Annotated in this window: 1 pseudogene; it reads left to right on the forward strand. The window is 55.1% G+C overall.

What is annotated here, in order from left to right:
- Positions 1 to 677: pseudogene (gyrB, locus tag J5224_RS32815) on the forward strand (DNA gyrase subunit B); the annotation flags it as partial.
- Between the last annotated feature and the right edge of the window lie 31 nt (positions 678 to 708).

The raw sequence follows: 708 nt of genomic DNA on the forward strand, positions 1-708 counted from the left end.
AGCAGGTGGAACTGCTGGTGAAAGATCACCACAGCGTACAACGGTTGATCGATCGTATGGAACGCCGTTATCCGCGTGCGTTGCTGAATGCCTTGATTTATCAGCCAACGCTGACGGAGGCGACATTAGACGATCGCGCTGCGGTGGAAAGCTGGTTGGCGACGTTGGTGAAAACCCTCAATGAAGGCGATGTACACGGTAGCAGCTACAGCGGAACGTTGAGCGAGAACCCAGAGCTTGCCGAGCCAGTATTGCGTGTGCGTACACACGGGGTCGATACCGATTACGTGCTGGACGCCAACTTTGTGCGTGGCAGCGAATATCGCAAAATCGTGCTGCTGGGTGAAAAACTGCGTGGCCTGTTTGAAGAGGGTGCGTACATCGAGCGCGGTGAGCGCAAACAGCCGATTACCAGTTTTGAACAAGCGCTGGAGTGGCTGGTGAAAGAGTCTCGCCGTGGCTTGAACATCCAGCGTTACAAAGGGTTGGGAGAAATGAACCCGGATCAGCTGTGGGAAACCACCATGGATCCGGAAAGTCGTCGCATGCTGCGCGTGACGGTTAAAGATGCCATGGCGGCGGATGAGCTGTTCACCACGCTGATGGGCGATGCGGTTGAGCCGCGCCGTGCCTTTATCGAAGAGAACGCCTTGAAAGCCGCCAACATCGATATCTGATGGATTGATATCTGATCGGGTGTTGTGACAC

The organism is Candidatus Symbiopectobacterium sp. NZEC135 (assembly GCF_025962695.1).